Source organism: Staphylococcus sp. 8AQ, from assembly GCF_902506595.1.
Classification (GTDB): domain Bacteria; phylum Bacillota; class Bacilli; order Staphylococcales; family Staphylococcaceae; genus Staphylococcus; species Staphylococcus pasteuri.
The window spans coordinates 239,808-262,077 of the sequence record NZ_LR733871.1 but is presented as its reverse complement, the minus strand read 5'-3'; the positions used below and the strand labels follow the sequence as shown (position 1 = coordinate 262,077).

General features: G+C 31.0%; 20 protein-coding genes. 5 read left to right on the top strand and 15 right to left on the bottom strand.

Going from position 1 to position 22,270, the window contains the following annotated elements:
* Window positions 1–19: 19 nt before the first annotated feature.
* The 4 genes from GVY01_RS01330 to GVY01_RS01315 form a co-directional block, all read right to left on the bottom strand.
* Window positions 20–1,537, bottom strand: coding sequence for an ABC transporter permease/substrate-binding protein (locus GVY01_RS01330; RefSeq protein WP_017636669.1), 1,518 nt, complete (start codon window positions 1,535–1,537; stop codon window positions 20–22).
* Window positions 1,530–2,495, bottom strand: a complete 966-nt coding sequence (locus GVY01_RS01325; protein ID WP_017636668.1) for an ABC transporter ATP-binding protein — start codon at window positions 2,493–2,495, stop codon at window positions 1,530–1,532. The genes GVY01_RS01330 and GVY01_RS01325 overlap by 8 nt, the downstream gene beginning before the upstream one ends.
* A gap of 241 nt (window positions 2,496–2,736) precedes the next feature.
* Complete coding sequence (gene recQ, locus GVY01_RS01320; protein WP_029056466.1) at window positions 2,737–4,518, bottom strand: DNA helicase RecQ; 1,782 nt, start codon at window positions 4,516–4,518, stop codon at window positions 2,737–2,739.
* 10 nt (window positions 4,519–4,528) lie between these two features.
* Complete coding sequence (locus GVY01_RS01315; RefSeq protein WP_181299852.1) at window positions 4,529–6,418, bottom strand: ABC-F family ATP-binding cassette domain-containing protein; 1,890 nt, start codon at window positions 6,416–6,418, stop codon at window positions 4,529–4,531.
* A gap of 102 nt (window positions 6,419–6,520) precedes the next feature.
* On the opposite strand from GVY01_RS01315, the gene GVY01_RS01310 reads away from it, so the two are divergent.
* The gene (locus GVY01_RS01310; RefSeq protein WP_017637518.1) at window positions 6,521–7,336 is read left to right on the top strand and encodes a ZIP family metal transporter; all 816 of its coding nucleotides are present in this window, start codon (window positions 6,521–6,523) and stop codon (window positions 7,334–7,336) included.
* Window positions 7,337–7,477: 141 nt separating this feature from the next.
* Here the strand turns inward: GVY01_RS01310 and ltaS are convergent, their stop codons facing one another.
* The 7 genes from ltaS to GVY01_RS01275 all read right to left on the bottom strand — a co-directional run bounded on the left by ltaS (window position 7,478) and on the right by GVY01_RS01275 (window position 14,137).
* Window positions 7,478–9,418 carry a polyglycerol-phosphate lipoteichoic acid synthase LtaS gene (gene ltaS, locus GVY01_RS01305; RefSeq protein ID WP_029056464.1) on the bottom strand — a complete coding sequence of 647 codons (1,941 nt, stop codon included), beginning with the start codon at window positions 9,416–9,418 and terminating at the stop codon, window positions 7,478–7,480.
* Window positions 9,419–9,836: 418 nt separating this feature from the next.
* Window positions 9,837–10,841 carry a biotin-dependent carboxyltransferase family protein gene (locus GVY01_RS01300; protein WP_017637520.1) on the bottom strand — a complete coding sequence of 335 codons (1,005 nt, stop codon included), beginning with the start codon at window positions 10,839–10,841 and terminating at the stop codon, window positions 9,837–9,839.
* Window positions 10,829–11,536, bottom strand: a complete 708-nt coding sequence (pxpB, locus tag GVY01_RS01295) for a 5-oxoprolinase subunit PxpB (protein WP_017637521.1) — start codon at window positions 11,534–11,536, stop codon at window positions 10,829–10,831. The genes GVY01_RS01300 and pxpB overlap by 13 nt, the downstream gene beginning before the upstream one ends.
* A 20-nt stretch (window positions 11,537–11,556) precedes the next feature.
* A complete protein-coding gene (locus GVY01_RS01290; protein ID WP_017637522.1) occupies window positions 11,557–11,763 on the bottom strand; it encodes a hypothetical protein in 207 nt (68 codons plus the stop codon).
* A 43-nt stretch (window positions 11,764–11,806) separates the two neighbouring features.
* On the bottom strand, window positions 11,807–12,415 hold the full coding sequence (locus tag GVY01_RS01285) for an aminotransferase class IV (protein WP_017637523.1): 609 nt from the start codon (window positions 12,413–12,415) through the stop codon (window positions 11,807–11,809).
* Window positions 12,415–13,560 (bottom strand): chorismate-binding protein, encoded by a 1,146-nt coding sequence (locus GVY01_RS01280; RefSeq protein ID WP_017637524.1) that lies wholly within the window; start codon window positions 13,558–13,560, stop codon window positions 12,415–12,417. The genes GVY01_RS01285 and GVY01_RS01280 overlap by 1 nt, the downstream gene beginning before the upstream one ends.
* Window positions 13,544–14,137 (bottom strand): anthranilate synthase component II, encoded by a 594-nt coding sequence (locus tag GVY01_RS01275; protein ID WP_017637525.1) that lies wholly within the window; start codon window positions 14,135–14,137, stop codon window positions 13,544–13,546. The genes GVY01_RS01280 and GVY01_RS01275 overlap by 17 nt, the downstream gene beginning before the upstream one ends.
* A gap of 408 nt (window positions 14,138–14,545) precedes the next feature.
* Between GVY01_RS01275 and queC the strand changes: the two genes are divergently transcribed.
* From queC to GVY01_RS01255, 4 genes are all read left to right on the top strand, one after another.
* The gene (gene queC, locus GVY01_RS01270; protein ID WP_017637526.1) at window positions 14,546–15,217 is read left to right on the top strand and encodes a 7-cyano-7-deazaguanine synthase QueC; all 672 of its coding nucleotides are present in this window, start codon (window positions 14,546–14,548) and stop codon (window positions 15,215–15,217) included.
* A 2-nt stretch (window positions 15,218–15,219) separates the two neighbouring features.
* Window positions 15,220–15,639, top strand: coding sequence for a 6-carboxytetrahydropterin synthase QueD (gene queD, locus GVY01_RS01265; protein WP_029056459.1), 420 nt, complete (start codon window positions 15,220–15,222; stop codon window positions 15,637–15,639).
* Complete coding sequence (gene queE / locus GVY01_RS01260; protein ID WP_017637528.1) at window positions 15,639–16,352, top strand: 7-carboxy-7-deazaguanine synthase QueE; 714 nt, start codon at window positions 15,639–15,641, stop codon at window positions 16,350–16,352. Before queD ends, queE begins: the two co-directional genes overlap by 1 nt.
* 103 nt (window positions 16,353–16,455) lie before the next feature.
* Window positions 16,456–17,040 (top strand): hypothetical protein, encoded by a 585-nt coding sequence (locus tag GVY01_RS01255; RefSeq protein ID WP_029056457.1) that lies wholly within the window; start codon window positions 16,456–16,458, stop codon window positions 17,038–17,040.
* Window positions 17,041–17,159: 119 nt separating this feature from the next.
* Here GVY01_RS01255 and GVY01_RS01250 read toward each other — a convergent pair whose 3' ends face one another.
* The 4 genes from GVY01_RS01250 to nagA all read right to left on the bottom strand — a co-directional run bounded on the left by GVY01_RS01250 (window position 17,160) and on the right by nagA (window position 22,170).
* The gene (locus GVY01_RS01250) at window positions 17,160–18,266 is read right to left on the bottom strand and encodes a glycosyltransferase family 2 protein (protein ID WP_108000668.1); all 1,107 of its coding nucleotides are present in this window, start codon (window positions 18,264–18,266) and stop codon (window positions 17,160–17,162) included.
* Between the two features lie 160 nt (window positions 18,267–18,426).
* Window positions 18,427–19,269 carry an aldo/keto reductase gene (locus tag GVY01_RS01245; RefSeq protein WP_017637337.1) on the bottom strand — a complete coding sequence of 281 codons (843 nt, stop codon included), beginning with the start codon at window positions 19,267–19,269 and terminating at the stop codon, window positions 18,427–18,429.
* 126 nt (window positions 19,270–19,395) lie between these two features.
* Window positions 19,396–20,745 (bottom strand): hemolysin family protein, encoded by a 1,350-nt coding sequence (locus GVY01_RS01240; RefSeq protein WP_017637338.1) that lies wholly within the window; start codon window positions 20,743–20,745, stop codon window positions 19,396–19,398.
* Between the two features lie 249 nt (window positions 20,746–20,994).
* Window positions 20,995–22,170: an N-acetylglucosamine-6-phosphate deacetylase gene (gene nagA / locus GVY01_RS01235; RefSeq protein ID WP_026083486.1), complete on the bottom strand. Its 1,176-nt coding sequence runs from the start codon at window positions 22,168–22,170 to the stop codon at window positions 20,995–20,997.
* Window positions 22,171–22,270: the final 100 nt, after the last annotated feature.

The following is a 22,270-nucleotide window of genomic DNA, read 5'->3' as shown; positions in this document are numbered from 1 at the left end:
GGTTATACTTAAGTTATGCTTATTTTTTCAAAAGCCCTTCTTTTTCTAAATAATCTTTTGCTACTTGATAAGGATCTTTTTTCTTCACTGTTACTTTATAGTTCATTTCTTGCATATCTTCATCAGAAATTTTTCCAGCTAGTTTGTTAAGTGGTTTTTTCACTTCTGGATGGTCTTTTAAGAATTTCTCTTTAAACATTGGTGCACCTTGGTATGGTGGGAATACATGTTTATCATCTTTTAACACGACCATATCATATTGTTTTAATTCGGCATCTGTAGAATATGCATCAATTAAATTGATGTCTCCTTTATTCACTGCTGTATAACGTAGTTTAGGTTCCATTGTTTTTACATTAGATATGTTTAGTCCATAAGATTTTTTAACAGCTTTAAAACCATCTGGTCTATCATTAAATTCTAAAGTAAATCCTGGCTTCAATTGATCTTCTACTTTAGATAAGTCACCAATTGTTTTAATGTTATGTTTCTTAGCAAAATCACGTTTGACTGCTAAGGCATAAGTATTATTATATTTCATTGGTTTCAGCATAGTCATATCAAATTTTTTCTCAAGACTTTGCTTAGCTTGTTGATATACTTGTGGTTCTTTTTTAGATTTTAAATCCTCTTTTGTCAATTCACCTAAAACAGTACCTGTAAATTCTAAATAACCATCGATATCATCTGATTTTAAAGCATTAAATAAGAAGGCTGTCTTGCCCATGCCATCTTTTACTTCAACTGTATCATCCGTATCTTGTTCAATTAAAATTTTATACATGTTTGTAATAACAGAAGGTTCTGAACCTAATTTTCCTGCAAGCGTAATTTTATCGCCTTTTTGAGCAAATAGCGGTGCTATAATTGCAATCATAATAATAACAACCATTGTACCTAAAACAATCATTAGCTTTTTGTACGATAACTTTTCCATAAATCTTAATACAACATCAAATAAAATGGCTAATAATGCTGCCGGAATCGCACCTATTAAAATTAATGACGCATCATTACGGTCTATCCCTAGTAAAATTAAGTCACCTAGGCCACCAGCACCAATTAATGCTGCTAACGTTGCTGTACCGATAATTAATACCATAGCAGTTCTAATCCCTGCCATAATCACTGGCATTGCAATGGGAAGTTCCACCTTCGTTAAGCGTCTTATAGGTTTCATACCAATACCTTTAGCCGCTTCAACTAATGATGGGTCTACTTCATTTATACCAGTATATGTATTACGTAAAATTGGTAGAAGCGCATATACAACAAGTGCGATAATAGCTGGTACTCTTCCTATTCCGAATAATGGAATCATTAAACCTAATAATGCGAGTGAAGGAATAGTTTGCAATACAGCAGCAATATTCATTACTATCTCTGATGTCTTTTTAGTTTTAGTTAATAAAATACCTAATGGTACTGCTATAATAGTAGCAATTAATAATGCAATAAACGAAATTTGAATATGTTCAATAATCGTTGAGAGTAACTGTCCTTTACGTTCACCTAAAGTTTGCCAAAATTCATGCATTATCGTTACCCTCCTTTGTTACAGACAAATACTCAAACACGTCTTCTCTCTTTAACAAGTTTTTTTGTTGTGATTGTTCATCAACAACTATAACAGCTTCATTAGCTATCAATGTTTGATAAATATCCTCTAAATATTGCTGATTACTTATTTCAGGATAATTATTCATTACTGAAACTTCATCTAGTGGACGATCAATACTCAATTCTTTTAATTGCACTTTGGATTTATGTCTATTTAAATGGTTACCCATAAATTGTTTTACAAATTCACTTTGTGGTTGTTGCTGAAAACCTAAAGGTGTATCAATTTGTTCAACATGACCATCATTTAGTAAGCAAATACGATCTCCCAATTTCATTGCTTCTTGAATGTCATGTGTTACAAATACAATCGTCTTTTTGATTTTTGTTTGTAGCTCAATTAAGTCATCTTGGAGCTTTTCTCTACTAATTGGATCTAACGCACTAAATGGTTCATCCATAATAATAACCGGTGGATCTGCTGCTAATGCACGTACTACACCAACACGTTGTCGTTGTCCACCTGACAGTTCATCTGGCATTCTATTTTTATAAGTTTCCGGTTCTAATCCAACCATTTTTAATAATTCATCAACTCTTGCATCGATATCTTTATCTTTCCATTTCTTCATTTGAGGTACTTGAGCTATATTCTCTTTAATAGTCATATGTGGAAATAATGCAATCTGTTGTAACACATACCCAATATCCCATCTCATTTCATATACAGGATAATCACTGATGGGTTTATTATTAAAATAAATATATCCTTCACTTAACGGTATTAATCGGTTAATCATTTTTAAAGTCGTCGTTTTCCCACAACCTGAAGGTCCAATTAATACGAAAAATTCTCCTTCTTTTATATTAAAACTCACATCATCTACAGCTACATGATTGCCGTATCGTTTCGTTACGTTCTTAAATTCAATCACAACTTCACCTTCTTTAATCTAACCTAATAGACATTTTCGTTTACTATACCCTTTTTCTATACTTAAACACAATTAAAAATAATTAACTTTTTTGTATTTTGTAAATCAAATAAATCTATAACATAAATTCTTATTTCGTTAGTTTTTTAAATAAATATAAAAACTCGATAAATTTTATGTATGTTCCTTAAAATTTATCGAGTGGATTGATTATATTCAATTTTATTCAGTATAGATTCTGTTAAATACTTGTTTTATAAGACTGTATTCTTTCCAAAAATTGAGGACAATAATGTTTTAGTTTATAACTTCCTACTCCATCAATATTAATCATATCTTGTTTTGATTCTGGCTTTCGTTTAGCAAATTCTTCTAATGTATAGTCTGAGAAAATACTTACCGGCGCTATACCTAGTTTATCACTTAATTGCTTTCTAACTTTAACTAATTCACTAAATAATGCTCTATCTACACCCTCTACTGTATTGATATAAACTTTTTCTTTAGATTTTTGTTTAAACGGTGTAGTAAAGACTTTTGTATCATTATTTAATAACTTTTTAACTGATTTATCGCAAATAAGTATTTCATCATTTTCGTTTAAAAATCCTTTAAATCTTAATTCATCAATTAAATGACTTAATTCAGATGTTGTGTACGATTTCATGATACCGTGAGTTGTTAATTGATTATAATCATTATATTTAATGTAATCTGTTATTTCCCCACGTAGGACTTGGATAATAACACTATAACTTTCTTGTTGTCGCATACGTGCCACACAACTAATAATCATCTTTGCTTCTCTAGTCATATCATATGTTTTATTTTCTTGAATACAATTACTACATTGTTTGCATTCTTCTAACTTTTCATTAGGTTCAAAATAATGCACAATTGTTGCTTCTAAACATTTTTTCGTTTTGGTATATTGGATCATTTTAGTTAATTTTTCGCCCATTTTTTCTTTATAATCATCATCTGCTTGAGATACTGTTATAAAGTATTCATGTAGCCCTCTATCGCGTTCACTGAATAATAAAATACATTCACTTTTCAATCCATCACGTCCAGCACGACCTGCTTCTTGATAATATGATTCCAAATCTCCTGGCATATTATAGTGAATGACGAACCTAACGTTAGATTTATCAATACCCATACCAAATGCATTTGTAGCAATAACAACATTTACACGATCGTATAGAAAGTCATTTTGTGCCGCTTCTCTCTCCTTATTCGTTAAACCAGCATGATAAATAGTACATTTTACTTTATGACTATCAAGCACCTCTTGTAATTCTTCTACTTGTTTTCGTGTTGAACAATAAATAATACCCGCTTCTTCATCGTGATCTGTTACATAATCTACGACAAATTTTTGGCGTTGATAAGTTGGATTAACTTTGAAAATTAAATTACGACGTTTCGTACTTGTTTTGACTTCATCTTGACTGTTAATGTTTAACTTTTCCATGATGTCTTGTTGTACTTCTGCTGTTGCTGTAGCTGTTAATGCAACAATTGCAAAATCTTGAGGGAGAGTGAACACTTTCTGAATAACGCTTTGGTAACTAGGTCTAAAATCATGTCCCCACTTAGAGATACAGTGTGCTTCATCAAAAGCTACTAAATGAATATTTACTTTTCGTAATTGACTCAAGAAATATTGATTTTCAAAACGTTCTGGTGCTACATATAAAAATTGAATTTGCCCATTGATTAACTTTTGTTCAATTTCTTTTTGCTGCTTTTGAGTCAAACTACTGTTAATAAATGCTGCATTAATCCCCATTGCTTTTAATTGGTCTACTTGGTCTTTCATTAAAGATATTAATGGACTAATAACAATTGTAGTCCCACCTAACATCAATCCAGGCACTTGATAACATATAGATTTACCACCACCTGTTGGTAATACACCTAATACATTTCTATGATCCATAATTTTCGATATAATTTCTTCTTGTCCGGGTCGAAATGTATCGTAGCCAAAATAATGCGATAAAGTTTCTTGCATGATTAAATTCCCCTTATTGTTCTTTTAATTCTTCGAGTTCACTCCATCTATTGATGTCAGCATCATACGTTGTTTCTAATTGTTCTTTTTCTTCGTTTAATTCTTTAATTTTTGCATAATCAACACTAGCTTCTACCATTTCTTCATCAATTTCAACTAACCTAGTTTCAGTTTGATCAATTCGTTTCAACAGTGCTTCATATTCACGTTGTTCTTTATATGATAGACCTGATTTTTTACGTGTTTGTGGCTTAGTCTTTGATTGATTTGTAGCTTGTTTCTCGATTGCTACTTGTTTATCTTGAGATTTTTTATAGGCTTCGTAATCTTCAAATGAGCCAATAATTTTTTCCATTATTCCATCATGGATATACCAATATTCCTGCGCGACTTTATTAAGGAAATATCTATCATGGCTAACAGTTATAACTGATCCACCAAATTCATCTATATAATCTTCTAATATTGTTAATGTCTCAGTATCTAAATCATTAGTAGGTTCATCTAATAATAAAACATTAGGCTTATGTACTAGTAATCGTAATAGATAAAGACGCTTTTGTTCTCCACCTGATAATTTATATACTTTTTTACCATGTGTTGAACTAGGGAAAAGAAATCGTTCGAGTAATTGTGTTACCGAAACGGAAGTGCCATCTTTTTCCATTGCAACTTCACTTTCTTCTCGAAGATAATCAATCATTCTAATATCTCTGTCTAAAGTTTCTTCAGTTTGTTTAAAATAGGCAACTTTAACTGTTTGCCCTACCTTTAAAGTACCTTCGAACGATTGTTCTTCAGAAGCTAGAATATTTAATAGTGTCGTTTTACCTGCACCATTAGGTCCTACAATTCCAATTTTCTGCCCATTTTGTATTATTTCAGTAATATCTTTGAATAGCATCTTGCCATTGATAGATTTAGACACATGCTCTAATTCATAAACTTGTTTACCAAGTCTAGAGTAAGCCAAATTTAACTGTGCTTTATCTTGTTTAGTTTGTTGTTTTACTTCAGATTCTAAATCGCTAAATCGATTAATACGAGCTTGTTGTTTCGTTGTTCTTGCTTTAGCCCCTGCTCTCATCCATGCTAACTCTTGTTTATATAGTGCCTTTTGCTTTGCTTGTTGTTTTTGTTCAATTTCTTCATTTTCAGCTCGCATTGCGATGTAATCTTCATAATTACCTGGATAAGTTTTTAATTTACCTCTGTCTAATTCAATAATTCTAGATGATACTTCATTTAAAAAGTATCTATCATGAGTTACGAATAATACTGTATAGGGATATTGTTTCACGTAATTGATAAGCCAATTAATTGATTCAAAATCCAAATGGTTTGTAGGTTCATCTAACAATAATAAATCAGGTTGTTCAATTAAAGTCTTAGCTAATACAACACGTTTTTGTTGACCACCTGATAATTCTTTAACGAGTTTATTCGTCTCATTGATTCCTAGTTTAGATAGGATGGTTTTAATTTCTGCATTATAATCCCATGCATCTTTGCGATCCATCATTTCTTGTGCATTCATCATGACTTGAAATTGTTTGTCAGTTTGATCTTTTGAATATTGATTTACAGCTTGTTCATACTCTTTAATAATTTTTAAAGTTGGTGTATCAGAACTTAGTACTGCTTCAAAAACAGTCATTTCACCATCTAAATCTTGTTTTTGAGATGAATAGCGAATTCGATAATTATTAGGATGAGTGATATCGGCTGTAAAATCTTCGTCTAGATTACCTATAACTTTTAGCAAAGTACTTTTACCTGTACCATTAATCCCAACGATACCAATCTTTTCATGCTCAGATATTGATAAATTTAAATCATCGAATATCACTTTATCTGCATAGGATTTATTTAAATGTTCAATTTTATATGCTTCCATGCTTATCTTCCTTTTACTATCGAATTTTCAATATAAATTTGTTAAGATTAAATCAGTTCTATATATTATACACCTTTTTAAGCTTAAATGATATAAGGAGACCTAGTTATGGCAGAATTCTTCGAAAATTTGCCTCCTCATTTTCAAGCTTTAATTGCAGGAATCATTACATGGTTATTAACAGCACTTGGTGCAGCTTCTGTTTTTATTTTTAAATCTGTAAATGACAAAGTGTTGAACTCTATGCAAGGGTTCGCCGCAGGTATTATGATTGCTGCGAGTTTTTGGTCTCTACTACAACCCTCAATTGAATTTAGTAAAGATTCGGCCGTACCTTGGCTACCAGCCGCAATTGGTTTCTTATTCGGTGGTTTCTTTATTCGTGGTTTAGATTTTGTCATACCACATATTCACAGAAATGCTAAAGATAAAAATCAACAACAAGAAGGTATTCAAACATCATTGAGTAAAAATGCGCTTCTCGTTTTAGCCATTACATTACACAATATTCCTGAAGGTTTATCAATCGGGGTAGCATTTGGTGGTGTCGTATCAGGTAATGGTACTGCTACATTTTTAGGAGCAATTGGCTTAGCTATTGGAATTGGTATCCAAAACATTCCTGAAGGTGCAGCGCTATCAATGCCAATTAAAGCAGCGGGTTCTTCAAGTTGGCGAGCGTTCAACTACGGACAAGCTTCAGCAATTGTAGAACCAATATTTGCTATGATTGGTGCAGGTGCGGTACTAATTATCACACCAATGCTTCCTTATGCGCTTGCTTTTGCTGCAGGTGCAATGATATTTGTTGTCGTTGAAGAGCTTATTCCTGACTCTCAATCAGGTAATAACACAGATTTAGCTACATTAAGTTTAATGCTTGGATTTGCCATTATGATGATATTAGACGTTGCATTAGGCTAATCATCATTGGTTCTTTTCTAATCATTAAATATGCAATTTCCATATAAAAATTCCTATAAATAGAGTTTTAAAACGAAGGCAAATAGAACAAAAAATCCGAATTGAGCAAATACGCTCAATTCGGATTTTAATTTATATCAATTACTTTTTCTCATTACCTTTAGGTCCTGTTTTATATTCATACTTCGATGGATTTACTTTTTTGAAATCTGGATTTTTATAGAATCTGAATAAATCTCCATTAAGTAAACTATCATTCATTTCTAAGTCTTTTTCAACTTGTTTTTTATTCTTCTCGAAGTCTTTTGGTTTTTTAGTTAATAATTCATTATCCTTATTAGAATATAACTTACCATTAACATATTTGTAGTCTTTAGTAATGAAATCACCATTTCTGAATGGTACTACATCGTTATGTTGTTTAGAGAATAAATCAGTACCAAACATAATATAGTTCTTAGTATCGATACCAGCAAGATGTAAAATTGTTGGCATTACATCTGTTTGACCTGCATATTCTTTATTAATGCCGCCAGATTTACCTGGAATTTTCAACCAGAAACCAGTACGGTTTAAATCAGTAAATTTAGCTGGTGTAATCTTCTCACCTAATAATTTTTCCATAGCATTATTATGATTTTCAGAAATACCATAGTGGTCACCATAAATCATAATTACTGAATCATCATATAGACCTTTTTTCTTCAGATCAGTTACATATTCTTCTAACGCTTGGTCTAAATAGTGTGCTGTTTGAATATATCCATCTACAGTTGAATCACCTGTATTAGGTTTATCAATTGAAGCGTCTTTCTCATCTAATGTAAATGGATAATGGTTAGTCAATGTAATTAGATGTGAATAGAATGGTTTTTTCATTTTAGCTTGATAATTCGCTGAATCATGGAAGAATACTTTATCTTTTAAACCTAAGTTAACAACGTTGTCATCTGACATATCATAATATGTTGCATCATAGAACTTATCTATACCAAAATGTTTATAAATTTGATCACGGTTCCAGAATGTTTTGTAGTCACCATGCATAACATTTGAAGTATAACCTTGCTTTTGATCTAAAATAGCAGGTAATGATTGGTAAGTGTTGTCACCTTTTAATGAATAGGCTGAACCTTGTGGTAACCCATATATACTATTATCCATTGTCAACTCTGCGTCAGACGTTTTACCTTGACCAGTTTGATGGAAGAAGTTAGGGAAGTATGTGAAATCTTGTTTACCACTTGATAACTTATTCAAGAATGGTGTTACTTCTTTACCATTTACTTTCTTATTAATTAAGAAAGTTTGGAAACTTTCCAAATGAATTTTGATGATATTTTTCTTTTTAGCTGCACCATAATATTCTTGGTTTGGCTCTGTTCGTTTTTGTTTCGTGTAATTCAACACTTTAGTTAAGTCATCTTCTGATGCTAATGCCTTTTGCTGATTGTTTTCAATCGTTTTGACACCATCATATACAGTGAAGTTAAATGGTCCTAAATACTTAACTAAGTATTTATGGTCGAATGTACGAGTTAATAGTTCTGGACGATCTGTTTCCGCAAAAGCTAAGTTTAAAAAGAATAGTGCGACTGATACAGCCATAACAACTGGCACAAACTTTTTGCTAAACGCTTTTGTACTTAACCATTGACGTTTAAAAATCAGAATAAATAGGTAAATAATTGTATCAATGAAATATACAAAGTCATACCATTTAAATGAAGCACCTAATGCACCGCCCATTGATTCAACGTTACCTGCTTGATTCAATGTACTAAATGTTAAAAAGTCAGAGAAAAATCTGAAATATACAACGTTAGCATATAGTAAAAACGTTAATAAGAATCCTCCAACAAAAATGAACCAGAAAGCCTTTTTACCTTTAAAGAATAGGAACACACTTAGTATGAGTGCAACTAAACTGTATGGATTCATCAGTAATATTAAGTTTTGTACTAACCCTTTAACACCTAAAGAAAAATCAACATAATAGGAAAAATACGTCTTCAAGGTGATAGTAAATACCATCATCAGGAAAAACGCAAAAAGACTTATCTTCTTTTTGTGAGAACTCATGTTTGTTTCCTCCGTTAATTGTTAATAAATCATCAATATCAGAAACTCTAAACAATGCCATTTCCAACTTATTTATAAGTTATCTTCAATGATTTAAAACAATCTATAATTTTAAAAATTCACTAAACATTTTATTTTGACGTTAAAAATAGCTAGTAGATTAATTTATTAACTAGCTACTATATAATTGATGTTAATTTTTTATTAAGATTAATATGACGAATGTAATCATATTGTAACAAAATACATAGCTCAATATATTAATATAAAGGAAGTCAACCCAAATATCAAGTAAAAACACACTTTTAGAAATGTTTACTCTCATTATCATACTCATCAATTCGTTTATTCATATATTTTAATTATTGATTATATTGATAGACATCAGTCTTAAGCATGAACTTTTTTACTATATAATTTATTTTAGCATTTCCAATTGCATTCGATATTCTATACCATGGAACAGTTGATTTAACCAATTACTGTATTTTATTAAATTTTTTTCTGCTGTTTCAATATCAATAAATTGAAATTTCAGTTTAGAACCTGTTGGTTTCTGTGCTAATTTTGTTAAATGGTAGCTCGCAATTGTCCCAATTTGAGGATAGCTACCTAATGTATAGTGATCATTTAATAAAATGATTGGTGTTCCATCCCTTTTAACTTGGATTGTTCCTCGTTTAACAGATTGATGCGCTGGCATATCTTCATAATAAGCTTTCACTTTTTGTCCTTCTAATATCATTCCCATTCTATTAGCTTTGCTTGATACTTTGTAATTATTCAAAGTAAAACGTTGCAATACATTCTCTTTAAAATCTTCTGAACCTTTGTTTCTAATAACATGAAATACATCAGACATATAATTAAAAGATAGCGCGTAACCGTCAACGCCCCAATCTGTTTGTCGTTTGTCTGAGAGATTCTCAAATAGTTTTTGATGACGATCGCTATATTGTCGTTTCATTTCGATTTGATCACCATCTTTTAATTGTCTACCTTCATATCCTCCCATTTTCACGTTAAAATCTGTAGAAGTTGAACCTAACCATTCTTCTAAATTAAAACCTCCACCAACAGCTAAATATACACGTGATGTTCGACTCGTTTCTTCAAATCTCAAAACATCATCTTTTTTCATTAAATAAAGCTTATATGGGTAAATTTTCATATTTTTCGTTTCAGCTTTAAAATTTCCACCTGCCAAAGCAATTAAAGTAGGTTCAGTAAATCTAATCTTCGGCATTTTTTGAGTCATTTCTAATGTTGCTTCATTTTTATCATTAGCAACTAAGCGATTAGCGATTTCATGCGATAAACTATCTAGTGCACCACCAGGAATTACTCCATTATGTTCATAGCCGTGTCTCCCAAAATCATGAAAACTACTAAAAAGACCACTATTTTCTATTATGATTGACATGTCTTCAAGTCTCCTAAATTCAAATCGTTTTTCTCTTTTGCAATAAATTGAACATTGTCGCCTAATTTTAAAAGGGCAAAATCCGTTTTATTAGGGAAGAAAAGTTGTAATGGTGTGTAGCCTATAACTAACCAATCATTGTAGGTATCAGTTGTGACGATGCCACATTTCTTTCCTTCTATAACAACAGAACCTGCTGGGATAAATTTCTTTTTAGTACTAGTATGATTTACATATAATTTTTTATTCATACCCGTTAAATATGGAAATCCTGGTGAGTAGCCCATCATTGATACAAAATATTCACTTCCTGAATGAAGTTGTATAAATTGAGATTTATCGATTTTAAAATGTTTTAATAAAGCGTCTAAATCTGGTCCGTACTCATCTCCGTATACTATAGGGATTTGAATAGGCTCTTTATTTTGATCATTATGTGATATTTCTAATTGAATCGATTCTATTAGTGCTTTCATATATAAGAAAGGTGATTGTATATGGTGATGTTTAATCATATCTCGTGCATCATATATAATCATCATATCCGATTCTGTTGGAACTATTTCTGTGATGAACGGATAGTTTCTTTCATTTAAATATGTTCTCAAGGCTAATAAATCTTCTGTAAGATCCTTAGACACCTTTTTCTCTATAGATACTACGATGGCTTGATCGCCTTGACTATAAATTTTCATACCTTCACCTCAAAAAGTCTTTATTGATGATAAAATACGTTCATACGTTCAATAACAATAGGCATAAGTGATTTAATCAAAAAATAAACTAATATAATGGCACATATAGTAGTAATCGTTGCAACAATACGTGCTAATACATATGAATTTTTGTGTATTAATCGATCAATAATCACTTTATTAACAACCGTTACAACTACTAATATTACTATCCATACTAATGCCATTATTTTCTCCGTTTATTATGATTTACTATTCTTAAAATTAATTTTAAAGATAAATTGTTACATCGGCAACCTCTCGAAGGCTATTCAACAAAAATACTTCTATTTCGTTACCTTTTACTTTCTTTATAAAATCATCAATATAATAATTTTTCTCTTTCAATTTACCATGGTCAATTAAATACTGACGCATACATCCTAATAAAAAATCTTCATTATATTGCGGTGTATAATAGTTACCATTTTCCTTAATCATTATATTGCCGATATCAAATTCTAAAATCTTTCCATTTTTATTATATATAAGAGCTAAGTCTGTATCTAAACGATACGTTACATGATTACGATTAGATGTCTTATTGATTTTAGTTAAATGAGAACTACCATTATGTTCAGGTACTATTGTTGCAGTAAATTGAGACTTAGAAGATAAAGGGGCTACTACATATTCTAATTCTCCATTTTCTTCTAACATTACTTTTAAGCGATAAATACCTTGATTATATTGATGTTGAATAGTTTGAATCAAGTCATCCCATTTAGATTGATCAAATGGGATATTAAGCATTTTACTAGATCGTTGTATTCTGTCTTCATGATATATTAAACGTGAGATTTGGCCTTTTTCCAATTTCATCGTTTCAAACAAATACATTATAATCTCTCCAATATTTTAGTTTTATCTTGGAATTCTTGAACTTCTGAATCAGGATTGGAGTTAATTGTAATTCCAGCACCAACACCATAAATAGCTTGTTGATGTCGGTATTCAATTGTACGAATTGGTATATTAAAAATCATTTTGTCATTTGGCATTAACAATCCTATTGTTCCACAGTATATATACCTTGGTCTTTGTTCTAATTCTTTAATAAATCGCATTGTATTAATTTTGGGTGCACCAGTAATAGAGCCACAAGGGAAAATAGCTCCTAATATTGATTTAAGTGTCACATTAGTAGATAACTTTCCAGCTACCATACTCGTCATTTGATATACAGTGTGATACGTTTCTATAAAAAATAATTTATAAACTATAATAGAACCTGTTTCTGCAATTCGAGATATATCATTCCTTAGTAAATCGACAATCATCACATTTTCCGCTTTATCCTTATCTGATTGTTGTAATTGAAGATAGTTATTATAATCCTCTTTATCATTATCTCCTCTTGGTATAGTCCCTTTCATGGGCTTACTAACAATGATATTATCTTCATTTTTAAAATGACCTTTTTGAAAGAATAATTCCGGAGAAATGGATGCGACACTGACTTCATCCGTATCTAGTAGCACCGTATAATTACCATTTCCTGTTGCTGTTAATTGTTCATATAACTTTTCAATAGGATAATAAATATTGTCAGTTAAACGTGACGTATAATTAACTTGATATGTATCGCCTTCAACAATAGCTTGTTGGATATGTCGAATTTTCTCTTTCATTTGATGTTTAGATTCTACAAATTGAAAATCATGTTGATTATCGTATGGTGTACTATTGGGTGATTTATATTGTAATTCTTTTGCTGAATTGAAACTATAGGCAACCGCTAATATATCTTTATCTTCTATTTCACATACAGCCATTTGAGGATTAAAATAACGTGCCGCTTCATATGTTAAATATAAAGCCACAAAATAACCTTGTTGCTGTTGTGTTTCAGCAAATTGTACAACTTTGCCAACTTCACTTAACTGAGTAGCAATACATTTCTTGTGATAATCATTTAATTGAATGTGATAGGTTTCATATTTGTCTTCATCTATATAATAGCGATAATTAAATTCTATATTCACTGTTCTCACCTACGATTTCAAGGAAATTTTGAATTTGATTATAACCATGCTCACTTAAAATTGATTCAGGATGATACTGTACTGCAAAGATTGAATACTGTTGATGTTGCAAGCCCATAATAACACCATCTTCGCCTATTGCTGTGACTTTTAATTCATTTGGTAACGTTTCTTTATCTGCCATAAGAGAATGGTACAGCATAACATTGAACGAATGAGGTATACCCTTGAAAATACCTAATTGTTGATGACTGAGTTTTGTAGTATGACCATGTATCGGATTATTGCGATGTACAATCTTACCACCAAAATATTCATAAACAACTTGAAAACCTAGACACACTCCTAATATAGGAACTTGTTGATAAAATGTTTCAATCACCTTAAACAATTTGGGGTAATCACTTGGTCTTCCAGGGCCTGGTGAAATAACAATGGCATTGGGGTTAAATGCAACTAACTCTTCTAATATTAAATCATCTATGTCAATGACTTTAATTGGTTCCTTAGTAGCTATTTTAAAATAGTTTATTAAATTATATGTAAATGAATCTTTATTATCTATCACTACTATCATAATTTCGCTCCATTTAATTAATATTATTCAATCATTTCATTAAATCACAGTTAGGTGCATGACTTATTGTAAAAACGTGTCATGCTTGCTATTAAACTACTTATTGTAACTGACTTATATATATCTTTAACACTATTATCACAAAAATTCTCTTGATTTTACATATGAATTAGTTTATTCTATGGTGCGTACAAAATATATTTATCAGAGGTTCCTAGCCGAAACCCTCTATAAAAAACTAGACACTGAATTTAATTTCAAATTATAAATAGACATATCTTTTTAACTTTTTATATTAAAATTATATGTGTATTCATAATCTTTCGTCTATCTTTTTTATAGAGATAGGCTTTTTTTATGCTTAAAATTTCGGATCTAATAACCAAAGATAAACTGGGGGAAATATGAATGGTTCAAGACAAATTAGATAATAACAAAGCTATCGTCGTTTTCAGTGGTGGTCAAGACAGTACGACGTGTTTATTCTATGCAAAAAAACATTTTAAGGAAGTTGTACTTGTTACATTCAATTATGGTCAAAGACATGATACTGAAATTGAAGTGGCTAAAAAAATTGCACAAGAGCAAAATGTAGAACATCACATTTTAGATATGTCACTTTTATCTCAGCTAACACCTAATGCCTTAACACAACATGATTTAAAAATCGAAGAGACAGAAGATGGTATTCCAAACACCTTTGTACCAGCACGTAATTTATTATTCTTATCATTTGCTGGCGCATTAGCTTATCAAATTAAAGCTAAACATATTATTACCGGAGTTTGTGAAACTGATTTCTCTGGTTATCCTGATTGTCGTGATAGTTTTATTAAATCAATGAATGTGACTTTAAGTTTATCAATGGATCGTGATTTCGTTATTCACACGCCTTTAATGTGGTTAGATAAAGCACAAACATGGGAACTTGCTGATAACCTTGGTGTGTTAGATTACATTCGTGAAAATACATTAACATGTTATAACGGTATTATTGGAGATGGCTGTGGCGAATGTCCTGCCTGTCAACTTAGATCACGAGGGCTTGAACAATATCTTGAACAAAAAGGAGTAAAATAAGTATGCTACAACAAATTTATCCTAGTGTTAGTCACCCATATCAATTCGAACTTAATAAAGATTTTAACTTTTCAGCAGCTCATTATATTCCAAGCGAAGATGCTGGAAAATGTATGCGTACCCATGGTCATACGTATTTTGTAAATATTACTATCGTTGGAGATGAATTAGATCACAATGGCTTTTTAGTGAATTTCAGCGATTTAAAACAATTGATTCATGGACAGTTCGACCATTATTTACTTAATGATTTAGTAGAGTTCAAAGGCAAAAGTCCTTCTACTGAAATTGTCGCTCAAACAATTTATCAAATGGTTCAATCATACCTTAATGAACAAGATAATAATCCTAAGTGCGTTCAAGTATACTTGCGCGAGACGCCTACAAGTTATGTCGTATTTCGTCCTAAGGATGAGCAATAATGGCTAAAATACCTGTATTAGAAGTCTTTGGTCCAACCATTCAAGGAGAGGGTCGTGTTATAGGTAGAAAAACAATGTTTGTACGCACTGCAGGTTGTGATTATCGTTGTAGTTGGTGTGATTCAGCCTTTACTTGGGATGGAAGCGCAAAAGAAGATATTCAATTAATGACTGCTGAAGAAATATATGCCAAATTACGTGAAGTTGGTGGAGATAACTTTAACCATGTAACAATTTCTGGTGGTAATCCCGCTCTTATAAAAGGAATTCAAGAATTGGTTGATCTATTCGAAACACATCATATTCAAACTGCTCTAGAAACTCAAGGTAGTAAATTCCAACCTTGGATGACTCAAATCAATGATTTAACTATCAGCCCTAAACCACCAAGTTCAAAAATGAAACCTAATTTAGATATTTTAGATAGCGTTATTGAGCAATGCGTACCTGAATCATTAAATTTAAAAGTGGTCATCTTTGAGGAAGATGATTTTGATTTTGCTAAAATGATTCATCATCGTTACCCTACTATTCCTTTCTATTTACAAGTAGGCAACCCGTATTTAGATGATAATGTTGATAACCATACTGCCAAATTACTACAACGCTATGAAAGTTTAGTAGACCGTGTAATGACAAGTAGTGATATGAACAATGTTTACGTATTACCTCAATTGCATACTTTATTATGGAGTAATATGAAGGGTGTTTAAAATTTAGTTAATATAACTTTAACATTTTCGAGTGTTATATAATGATTAACTTTATATTAATTGATATAATAATTGAATGAAATATTGCGGATAGGAGCACATCATGATTCTATATTTATTAATTAATATTGCCGTAGTATTGCTCATAGTCGGACTTGATTTATATTTTCACCAATTTAAACAACTTAGATTTAGCTCCATATTAATAGCTATTTCTCTTAATGCCATTATTGATTTGTTTATCGTGTCAAAATATAATTTCATATCAATCTATACGATGATTTTGTTAATTGCATGGGCATTATTACAACTCTATTTAAACAAAAAAATTCATCCTTTTATCATAAAAGATCAAAAATTTATCGCAATGATATTTGCAATTGTAGTGAGTTTATCTCAGTTTATTACAAATATATCAAGTGAACAGTCACTCTACATGTCATTACCATATTTAGCACCTGCAATTTTTCTTATTGGTGCCATTTTATTATTTGTAGGTACGTTCGAATCATCAGAACTTGAATATTTACCATTTTTAAAATCTATTAAATACCCACTTACAATTGGTACAATTATAATTATGATTGCGTTTATTGCTATGATGATACTTACACCATTTTGGTATGTATTTACTATTATATATGTACTATTCATGTTGTTTATCATCTGGCAACATATATTTAAGTAACATTTATCAACTTATAAATGTTACTTTTTTTATTTATTCAATTATAAAATCATTAAAGTCTCAGCCACAATATTAAAAACTCACAAGTATAAGTGATATCCCTATACTTGTGAGTTTATTTAATGTACATGCTCTTTATATTTTTCGTTATTTTGTGAAGATTGGTATGACGTTTGTTGTCTATTTAAATCTAATCTTTTAATTTGATTATAGTGATGTGTTTGTTCTTTTTTAGCTTCAGTAGTTTTTAAATTATCATTTGTGTTATGTGCTTCTGATTCTTGATCAGGTTCTATATTAGTAGCTTGAACTATATATTTAGGTCGGCGTTTCACTTCATAGTAGATACGTCCTATATATTCACCAATGACACCAATCGACATCAACTGAATACCACCTAATAGTAAAATCGCTGCAATAGTAGTGAAGTAACCAGGTATATTAACACCAGAAATCATTATATTGATTAGTAAATATACGATATAAAGAACACTTAAAGAAAATGTGAACATTCCAAGATAAATCATCATTCTCAATGGTTTATTATTAAATGAAATTAAACCATCAATTCCGTAGTTAAGTAATTTAGCAAATGACCATTTTGATTCACCTGCTTCACGTTCTACATTTTGATATGTGAACACTTTCGTATTATAACCAATCCATTCAAATAACCCTTTTGAAAAACGATTATATTCATCCATAGATGTAAGTGACTGTACTGCACGTTTACTTAATAGCCTAAAGTCTCCTACACCATCTTCAAATTGGACATCTTCTACAAAGGTGTTAATTAACTTATAGTACATGCGAGTCATTGATTTTCTCGCAAAATTTTCACCTTTACGATCACGCTTAGCAATTACTTGATCATAACCTTCGTTATACCCTTCAATCATTTGTGGAATAAATTGAGGTGGATGTTGAAGGTCTGCATCTATCATTATAACTGCGTCACAACTATGACTGTGTTGATAACCAGCAATCATAGCAGCTTCCTTACCAAAATTTCTACTAAACGAAATATATTTTACTTGATGATCTTCAAGTGCCAGACTTTGTAGATGATCAATAGTTGAATCTTTACTGCCATCATCTATGAATAGCAAATCGTATTCATACTGCTTATCCACGCTGTCTTGTTTCATTATTTCAGTCAATTTTTCATATGTCTTTAATACGACTTCTCCTTCGTTAAAACAAGGAATGATGACCCTTATCTTCATTCAACGACATCCTTTTCTACAAAATGGTTTAGTATAAGTTTATCAAGTAGTAAATAAGATAATCTAGTTAAAGCCCTTGTATTTACAAAATCTTAATATCGCCTTAATGTTACTCATACTCTCTTTCTATCATTAAATTTTTACTTAAAACTCAATACATTTATTTTAAATCTCCTATAGCTACTTCATCTGGATCTTTACCTTGTCTAGCATTTTGGTTTAAGCTATCGATTTGAGCTACATCTGTAAGTTCAAGATTAAAATCTAAGATATCATAGTTTTCTTTAATACGACTTGGCGTCTTAGACTTAGGAATAATCATTCGATTATGTGCTAAATGCCAACGAAGCACAATTTGTGCAGGTGTTTTCTTATATCTTTTAGCCATATCTAAAATTACTGGATCATCTAATAAACCTCTATTTCTCATTAATGGCATCCACGCAGTGACTTTAATATCGTGATCATCACAATATTGTTGTAATTCATGTTGGTTAAAATACGGATGTAATTCGATTTGATTAATTTGAGGTGTAATATCAGTTTCCTGCATTAATTTTTCTAAATGATGTTGTTTAAAATTACAAACACCAATTGCTTTGACTTTTCCTTCATGGTATAACGTTTCTAATGCTTTATAAGATTCAATGAACAAGCCATTGTCTTCGCAAGGCCAATGAATTAAAAACAAATCTAAATAATCTAATCCTAGATTTTCTAACGATTTGTTAAAATATTGAATCGTACTGTCATAACCTTGGTAATCATTCCATAATTTAGAGGTAATAAATAAATCTTCTCTGTCAACATCAGTTTGACTAAGTGCACGGCCGAGCGCTTGCTCGTTACCATAGAAATATGCCGTATCAAAAGCACGATAGCCTGCTTCAATTGCTGAATTGACCACTTCATTCATTTCGTCATCAGTTATTTTATACACACCTAATCCAATTGAAGGCATAGGATAACCATTATTTAAGTATTGCGTATCATTAATTGTCATTAATATCCCACTCTTTCTCTTAATCTAGTTGTTCACGTTAGTAAGAATTTGTATACCATAATATATTACACGTAAGTAAAGACGCTTAAACATTGAAGTTTAAGCGTCTTTTGATTATTTATATTATTATTCAGATTGTTCATCTTCTGAATTGATATCGTAAGTTGGACGTTCTTGGTTATATTCATACTTTAAAGTTACCCAAATAATTTGGTGGTTTTCTATTTCAGAAATAATCCAACGATCATACTCAGTATCAACAAAGTCATCTTTTTGTAAGTTTGTATTTTCAGATTGTAACCATCCGCCTATAGTATCAATATCTTCAGAGTCTTCGAATTCTATACCAAATTTTTCATTTAGATCATCTAGTAGTACACGACCATTAATTTGATATTTATTATCCTCTAATTTAACGATATCATTTACTTCATCATCGTCAAATTCATCTCTGATTTCACCGACGATTTCTTCTAAAATATCTTCCATAGTTAAAATACCTGCCGTACCACCATATTCATCAATAATTAAACTAATATGAACATGTTCACGTTGCATTCTTACTAGTGCATCACTGATGCGCGTCGTCTCTGAGATCATAGGTAATTCATGGATATAGTTAGCAATCTTAATCGTTTTACCTGAAGCATATTCAGTTAAAAATTCTTTAACGTTTATAAACCCTTTGACATGGTCTTTATCGCCATCTTCAGTGATAGGGTAACGTGTAAATTGATATTCTTTAATCGTTTCTAAAAGCTCATCTACATTAAATGGTTCGTTCAATGTAATCATTTGAGTTCGGGGTACCATAATATCTTTAGCTTGTCTTTCATCAAAAGAAAAGATATTTTGCATATATGCAAGCTCTGTTTGGTTGATTTCTCCACCATTATAACTGTTATTAATTATAATCTTAATTTCTTCTTCTGACATTGCATCAGTTTGAGCATCAGGATCTACGCCAAACATTCTAATGATAACTCTCGCTGAACCATTCATTAACCAAATTAATGGTTTCATAACATTACCGAAATAATATAATGGTCTAGCATAAAGTAAAGCCATTTTCTCAGTATGCTGAATGGCAAATGACTTAGGCGCAAGTTCACCCAGTACAACGTGTAAATATGTTACTACTATAAACGCAATAACAAATGAAACTGTTGTTGTTAAAGCACTAGGTAAGTGCATTAATTCAAATAATGGATGTAATAATTTATCAAATGTTGGTTCACCTAACCAACCTAATCCTAATGAAGTTACTGTTATACCTAATTGACAAGCAGATAAATAATAATCTAAGTTGCTAATCATCTTTTTAACGACTTTAGCACCACTATTACCTTCCTCTGCCAATTGTTCAATACGCGTCGATCTTACTTTAACTAATGCAAATTCAGATCCGACAAATACTGTAGTTAATGCAATTAAAAGAAAAAATACTATTAAACTAATTATGGTCGTAGTTTCCAATTATTTCCCTATTTCTAGGGATTCACCTCCGTATTATATGTGTCACACATGGTTAACACGTAATTAAAATTTTCGAATTGACTTGAATTATATTTACATGCTAAGGCCTTCCCATTGCGACACCCCCTAAAAAAATGTAATTGATTTAATTCTATCATAGAATTTTTATATATTGTTGATTTATGTTTATAGATTTACAACATAACATTTAAAACTAATATCCCCTTTTAGTCAAGTTATTCATTATGACTAAAAGGTATGTGGTTGTCCATTTTTAATTGTTGTCTTTACATTGATATTATCGTCAACGATAACTATATCTGCATCTTTTCCTTCTTTAATACTACCTTTTGTTCGATCTATTCCTAATGCTTTTGCTTGGTTCCAACTTGTTACTCGCCATAAATCTTTGATTGAAGCGCCAGTGTATGACATTATGTTACGTAAACCATCATTCATTTTTAAAATACTACCTGCAAGTGCACCTGTATCTAGTCGTGCTTCACTATTACGTACAATGACATTTTGACCACCTAAATCGTATTCACCTTCTGGCATACCTTTTGCTCTCATAGCATCTGTAATGAGATATAAATTTTCATTACCTTTATTTTTATATGCCAATGCTACTGCAGCAGGATGGGAATGAATACCATCTACAATAATTTCAGTATTTAAATTTTGATTTAACCAAGCTGCACCAAAAACACCTGGATCTCTATGACCAAAACCAGTTGCAGCATTATATAAATGTGTAATGTGTTTAGCACCATAATCAACAGCATTGTTTGCTTCTTCAAAAGTCGCCACAGTATGTCCCATTGAAAATATAATGTCATTATTGAGCGATTTTAAAGTGTCTATTGCACCTTCAACTTCTGGTGCAAAGGTTATAATTTTAATTAATTGATTTGCAGTTTGTTGAAACTGGTTTATTTTATCAGCCGTTGGTCTTTGAACATATTTGGGATGCTGAGCGCCAACTTTATGTTCAGATATAAATGGTCCTTCAAGATGTATGCCTACGATTTCAGCGGCTTGTTGTACGTCTTGAATTTGATGATAATTAGATATATTTTGTAGTGCTTGTTTAATACTTTCATCTGATTGTGTCATCGTTGTCGCTAAAAATGACGTCGTTCCTTCAGATAATAACTGTTCGGCTAGATGTTTCAAGCCCTCTTGTGACGCATCCATAGCATCTTCACCATATCCACCATGAATGTGTATATCGATAAATCCTGGAATAACATGATGTCCTTTAGCGTCTATTGTTGGGTATATTCCTTTAAGTTCATTTAATCTCTCTATATTATAATTCGAACCAATTTCTAATATTTTTCCATCTTTAATATGTATATAACCTTGTTCAATTTTTTGGCTTTCAGTATATATTTGCCCATTCACAATGATATATTCTTCCACTACTAATACCTTCTTTTCTAATTCATTTAATACGATTGTTATTTTACTATAACCTTTAAATTTATTCATATCATACAGTTCAATAAAGTTATTAAAAATA